The sequence below is a fragment of the Streptococcus sp. HMSC076C09 genome (genome assembly GCF_001837905.1).
GTDB classification, from domain to species: Bacteria; Bacillota; Bacilli; order Lactobacillales; family Streptococcaceae; genus Streptococcus; species Streptococcus parasanguinis_I.
On sequence record NZ_KV834606.1, the window covers coordinates 338155 to 344154 of the forward strand.

Below are 6000 nucleotides of genomic sequence, written 5' to 3' on the forward strand. Positions count from 1 at the left end.
AAAACAAGCTCAAAAAATGCTTGGAAACATTCGTTTTTTGTTCCAAATTTTTGATCAAAAATTGAATTCATGTCCTATTTATGATAGAATATGTGGAAAAGCACTCTGGAGAAGGCAATGAAATTAAGAACCAATAGCAAGGGCCTAAGGGGCATTATTCGTGTCCCTGGTGACAAATCGATTAGTCACCGATCCATTATTTTTGGAAGTCTCGCAACAGGCGAAACCAAGGTCTATGATATCTTGCGAGGCGAAGATGTGCTCTCTACGATCCAGGTGTTTCGAGATTTGGGAGTCTCCATCCAGGATGATGGGGATGTGATTCGGATCCAAGGGGTAGGCTTTCAAGGTCTTAAAGCTCCGACATCTCCCCTTGATATGGGGAATTCAGGAACGTCTATTCGTTTGATTTCAGGTGTCTTAGCAGGTCAGGATTTTTCAGTAACCATGGTCGGAGACGATAGTCTTTCCAAACGTCCCATGGATCGTGTCGCGATTCCACTGCGTCAGATGGGGGTAGAGATTGCTGGTCATGGAGAGCGTGATTGCCCGCCTTTGCATGAAAAAGGGACGCAACAGCTTCAACCGATTTATTACCATTTGCCAGTCGCATCGGCTCAAGTCAAGTCGGCTCTCATCTTTGCTGCTCTTCAGGCTGAGGGTGAATCGACCATTATCGAGAAGGAAAAGACGCGTGACCATACGGAGGATATGATTCGCCAATTTGGTGGGGAGATCCAGGTAGACGAAAAAACCATTCGCATCCAGGGTGGACAAGAGTTCCAAGGTCAAGAAGTCATCGTTCCTGGAGATATTTCTAGTGCAGCCTTTTGGTTAGTGGCTGGCCTCATTCTTCCAGAGAGTGTGATCAAGATTGAAAATGTGGGCATCAACCAAACGCGGACAGGGATTCTCGATGTGATTCAAGAAATGGGGGGAGATCTCACCATTGAGGATCGCGATGAAAAAGCGGTCTCTGCAAGCCTCACTGTCAAGACTTCGTCCTTAAAAGGGATTCGGATTGATGGGGAGTTGATTCCACGCTTGATTGATGAATTGCCGATTATTGCGTTACTAGCGACACAAGCAACTGGTCAGACCGTGATTGCGGATGCTGAGGAGCTTCGTGTGAAAGAAACGGACCGTATCCAGGTCGTAGCAGATAGTCTTAATGCCATGGGAGCCAATGTCGTGCCAACGGAAGACGGTATGATCATCACTGGACCGACCCCCCTACAAGGAGCTGACTTAGAGACCTTTGGAGATCACCGGATTGGGATGATGGCTGCCATTGCTGCCTTATTGGTGAGAGATGGAAATGTGGTGTTGGATCGGGCAGAGGCCATCAACACCAGTTACCCTAGTTTTTTTGAAGATTTGGAGACCTTACTGCATGGCTAAAATTTTACTTGGTTTTATGGGAGCTGGGAAAACGACCGTTGGTCGCATTCTTGATCCAAAGTTCCATGATATGGATGAATTAATTGTTGAAGAGATCGGTATGTCGATCAATGACTATTTCGCAGTGGAAGGAGAAGCAGCCTTTCGACGTCGCGAGGCTGAAATGCTGGAGCGTTTATTGGAAAACGAGGCGGCCATCATCTCCCCTGGAGGAGGGATTGTGGTCAATCCTCATAACCGTACGCTCTTGGAAAAAAACCCTCACAACATTTATTTGCGGGTAGATTTTGAAACCTTGTACAGACGGATTCAAAATGACAAAGCCATGCAACGTCCCCTCTTTTTAAACAACACCAAAGAAGAATTTAAGAAGATTTTTGATGGTCGTTTGCCTTTGTATGAGGATATTGCTACTCATATTGTGGATGTCGAGGACAAAACACCTGAAGAAATTGCGGAGATCATTCGATGCTTGTAGGCTATCTTGGTCCTAAGGGATCTTTTACCCATGATGTGGCCACTCATAGCTTTCCAACTTCTGAACGCATCGCCTATCGAACGATCACAGATGTCATCAAGGCTTATGAGAATCAAGAGATCGATTTTGCGGTTGTCCCAGTTGAAAACTCTATTGAAGGCAGTGTCCATGAGACCCTTGATTACCTCTTTCACCAAGGGACCATCCAGGCCGTTGCAGAAGTGGTCTATCCCATCAAACAACAGCTCTTGGTAGCTAAAAAAGATCGGCCTATTCGAACGGTCTATTCGCATCCACAGGCCTTGGCCCAAGGGAAGGCTTTTCTAAGAGCCCATTATCCGGATGTGGCCATGGAAATGACGGCTTCAACAGCCTATGCAGCTCGCTATGTAGCAGAACATCCAGACTTGGAAATTGCAGCTATTGCCCCTCTGGCAGCAGCTAGTGAGTATGGCTTGGAAGTCCAGGCCAAAGACATCCAAGAAATCGAGGACAATTATACACGTTTTTGGATTTTAGGGGCAACAGAGCCAGCGGTCTCAGAAACTTTAAGTCCGACCCTTCAAAAAGTTAGCTTGGCCTTGACCTTGCCAAGTAACCTAGCAGGAGCCCTTTATAAGGGTTTGTCCACCTTTGCTTGGCGGGGGATCAATTTAACCAAAATTGAAAGTCGCCCCCTAAAAACAGCTTTAGGAGAATACTTTTTCATTATTGACCTCCTAAATGAAGCGCCTGATCTTTTGCAATTTGCCTATCAAGAATTAGACAGTTTGGGCATTCAGACAAAAGTCTTGGGTCAGTATCAGGTCTATACCTTAAAAGATAACGGAATGGAGAAAAGATGAGTAACGAATCCAACTTTCTATCTCACCACGAGCGAAAGCGATTAGAGTACTTATACTCAAATTTTCATTATTTGAATGAACGAGAACAACTAGAATACAATTACCTGCTCAAGAAGAGCCAAGGAGCTTATGAGGAAGCAGAAGCCCTTCAACCTGAGGTAGACGCTACAGAAGAAGTGCAAGGTGAGATTGCTGAACCGATTGGTGACCTTCCTGTTTACCAATCACGTAGCAAAAAAACAAAGAAAAAAGTAGTTGCTGCGACGAGCGATCTACCTAAGAAACCACGGAAAAAGATCCGCGTCAAGCGGATCCTCAAGTGGCTTGCTCTCTTTTTCTTGCTCATTATCGGCGGCATGGTCTTCATGTTTGTAAAAGGCCTCAACAGTAAACCAGCTGGGAAAGATGCCAAGCCTGCTGTTGTCGAGAAATTTAACGGCAAGAAGTCGCGAGATGGGGTCAATATTCTGATCTTGGGGACAGATGGTCGGATCGGTGAGAAGTCAGATGAAACCCGGACAGACTCCATCATGGTGGTCAATGTCAATAACAAAGAAGGTAAGATCAAGATGGTCAGCTTCATGCGGGATACACTGGTCCATATTGATGGAGTGAGCCAGCAAAATATTCCTGAATACGATGGCTACTATGACCAGAAGCTCAATACTGCCTTCACCATCGGGGAGCAAAATAACAACCAAGGGGCTGAATTGGTGCGTCAGATGCTCAAAGATAACTTTGACATTGACATCCAATATTACGCCATGGTCGATTTCAAGACCTTTGCGACAGCGATCGATACCCTCTTCCCAAATGGGGTCGAGATGAATGCGCAGTTTTCAACGGTTGATGGCGAAAAAGTCAGTGAAGTAGAAGTTCCAGACGATTTGAACATGAAAGACGGTGTCGTTCCGCAACAAACCATCAAGGTTGGAAAGCAACGGATGGATGGCCGGACCCTTCTCAATTACTCGCGTTTCCGTAAGGATGATGAAGGGGATTTTGGCCGGACTCGTCGCCAGCAAGAGGTCATGTCCGCTATCATGCATCAGATCAAGGATCCAACCAAACTCTTTACGGGATCAGAAGCCCTAGGGAAAGTCTTTGCTATGACGTCTACCAATGTTCCTTTCTCTTTCCTATTGACCAATGGACTTGGACTAGTCGGAAGTGCTGGAAAAGGAATTGAACGAGTGACCATCCCAGAAAATGGGGATTGGGTCGATTCCTACGATATGTACGGTGGCCAAGGCCTGCTGGTCGATTTTGACGCTTATAAAAAGAAATTGTACCAAATGGGACTGAGATGATATAATAAGGGGATGGGAGTTTTGGACTCCACCCCTTTTAATTTGTAGAAAGATAGAAAACGATGTTAAAGAAAAATGAAATTGTAACCGTTGAGATTGTCGATTTGACACACGAAGGAGCAGGAGTGGCTAAGGTCGATGGCCTGGTCTTTTTTGTGGAGAATGCCCTGCCTGGAGAAGTCATCCGCATGCGTGTGCTCAAGGTCAACAAGAAGATCGGCTATGGAAAAGTAGAGGAGTACCTGGAAAAATCCCCTCACCGCAATGAAGAGCTAGACCTGGCTTACTTGCGAAGCGGCATTGCTGACTTAGGGCACCTAGCTTATCCGGAGCAGCTGAAATTCAAGGCCAAACAGGTCAAGGATAGCCTTTACAAGATGGCAGGAATCTCTGATATCGACGTTCCCCTGACTTTGGGGATGGACCATCCTGTTCAATACCGCAACAAGGCCCAAGTCCCTGTCCGTCGTGTCAATGGTCAGGTGGAGACAGGTTTCTTTCGCAGGAACTCTCATGATTTGATGCCGATCGAAGACTTCTATATCCAAGATCCAGTCATTGACCAAGTAGTCTTGGCACTTCGGGATTTGATTCGTCGGTTTGACCTCAAGCCTTATGATGAAAAGGAACAGTCTGGCTTGATTCGCAATCTGGTGGTCCGCCGAGGTCACCATTCAGGAGAAATCATGGTCATTTTGGTGACCACTCGTCCCAAGGTTTTCCGTGTGGACCAGTTGATCGAGCAGTTGATCAAGCAATTTCCAGCCATCCAATCCGTTATGCAAAATATCAACGATCAGAATACCAATGCCATTTTTGGAAAGGAATGGCGTACGCTATATGGTCAAGACTATATAACCGATCAAATGTTGGGCAATAGCTTCCAAATCTCTGGACCAGCCTTTTATCAGATCAATACCGAAATGGCAGAGAAGCTTTATCAAACAGCTATCGACTTTGCGGAGTTAAGAGAAGATGATGTGGTCATCGATGCCTACTCAGGAATCGGGACCATTGGCTTATCTGTTGCTAAGCATGTTAAGGAAGTTTATGGAGTCGAAGTCATCCCCGAAGCAGTAGAAAATAGCCAGAAGAATGCTACATTAAACAATATCTCCAATGCCCACTATGTCTGTGATACAGCTGAAAACGCCATGAAGAATTGGCTCAAGGAAGGCATCCAGCCAACTGTTATCCTAGTCGACCCACCACGCAAGGGCTTGACCGAAAGCTTTATCAAAGCAAGCGCTCAAACAGGAGCTGAACGCATCGCCTATATCTCCTGTAACGTCGCAACCATGGCGCGTGATATCAAACTCTACCAAGAGTTGGGATACGAATTGAAGAGAGTACAGCCGGTGGATCTTTTTCCACAGACGCACCATGTCGAATGTGTAAGCTTGTTAGTAAAACGCAACTAATCCTCAAAAGGTTCACTGAACCTTTTGAGTCCCGCAAACGCATCATGTTGAGGCCGTATCACTGCTCTTCCGATCTGAAACAGCGAAAAGTAGAAGGGGATGGTATTGCTATCAATCAATGAGTAACAAAGTAACAGCATGATTCGAAACATTTGCCTGTAATTTGCGGAGGAACATCAATATGGATGGAATAACAAAAGATTCTATAAAAACGGCTAAACTAATGAAACAATTATGGCCCCAATTAACCGATAAAGAAGCTATTGATGAAGTAAAAAGATATACGAATGGCAAAAATACTGCAATCTTTACTGAAGTTGAAGGTGACACAATTGTAGGTCTAGCACTATGTTCACTCAGATTTGATTATGTTGAAGGTTGTAAATATAGTCCTGTTGGATTCTTAGAAGGGATTATTGTCGACGAGGAATATCGTTTAAAGGATATTGCTAAAAACCTCTGTACAAAATGTGAGGAATGGGCGAAAAATAAAGGATGTAAGGAATTTGCAAGTGACTGTACTTTAACGAATACGGATTCTATAA

The 6000-nt window shown here is 45.0% G+C and carries 6 protein-coding genes; all 6 read left to right on the forward strand.

From position 1 onward, the window contains the following. Positions 1-117 precede the first annotated feature (117 nt). A complete protein-coding gene (gene aroA, locus HMPREF2704_RS01640) occupies positions 118-1401 on the forward strand; it encodes a 3-phosphoshikimate 1-carboxyvinyltransferase (protein WP_037607831.1) in 1284 nt (427 codons plus the stop codon). Continuing rightward, positions 1394-1879 carry a shikimate kinase gene (locus HMPREF2704_RS01645; protein WP_003006785.1) on the forward strand — a complete coding sequence of 162 codons (486 nt, stop codon included), beginning with the start codon at positions 1394-1396 and terminating at the stop codon, positions 1877-1879. The genes aroA and HMPREF2704_RS01645 overlap by 8 nt, the downstream gene beginning before the upstream one ends. Further along, positions 1870-2724, forward strand: coding sequence for a prephenate dehydratase (gene pheA, locus HMPREF2704_RS01650; protein WP_003006788.1), 855 nt, complete (start codon positions 1870-1872; stop codon positions 2722-2724). The genes HMPREF2704_RS01645 and pheA overlap by 10 nt, the downstream gene beginning before the upstream one ends. Continuing rightward, entirely contained in the window at positions 2721-4034 is a 1314-nt protein-coding gene (locus HMPREF2704_RS01655; RefSeq protein ID WP_070845473.1) for an LCP family protein, read from the forward strand. The genes pheA and HMPREF2704_RS01655 overlap by 4 nt, the downstream gene beginning before the upstream one ends. Before the next feature lie 62 nt (positions 4035-4096). Beyond that, positions 4097-5455 (forward strand): 23S rRNA (uracil(1939)-C(5))-methyltransferase RlmD, encoded by a 1359-nt coding sequence (gene rlmD / locus HMPREF2704_RS01660; RefSeq protein WP_070845474.1) that lies wholly within the window; start codon positions 4097-4099, stop codon positions 5453-5455. Between the two features lie 181 nt (positions 5456-5636). Further along, on the forward strand, positions 5637-6000 hold a 364-nt coding region (gene aac(6'), locus HMPREF2704_RS01665), incomplete at its 3' end, for an aminoglycoside 6'-N-acetyltransferase (protein WP_070845475.1).

What these genes read in the sequence shown, in the direction of transcription:
- rlmD (WP_070845474.1), top strand. Translation starts at nt 4,097, where the DNA reads ATGTTAAAGAAAAATGAAATTGTAACCGTTGAGATTGTCGATTTGACA.
- HMPREF2704_RS01645 (WP_003006785.1), top strand. Translation starts at nt 1,394, where the DNA reads ATGGCTAAAATTTTACTTGGTTTTATGGGAGCTGGGAAAACGACCGTT.
- aroA (WP_037607831.1), top strand. Translation starts at nt 118, where the DNA reads ATGAAATTAAGAACCAATAGCAAGGGCCTAAGGGGCATTATTCGTGTC.
- HMPREF2704_RS01655 (WP_070845473.1), top strand. Translation starts at nt 2,721, where the DNA reads ATGAGTAACGAATCCAACTTTCTATCTCACCACGAGCGAAAGCGATTA.
- pheA (WP_003006788.1), top strand. Translation starts at nt 1,870, where the DNA reads ATGCTTGTAGGCTATCTTGGTCCTAAGGGATCTTTTACCCATGATGTG.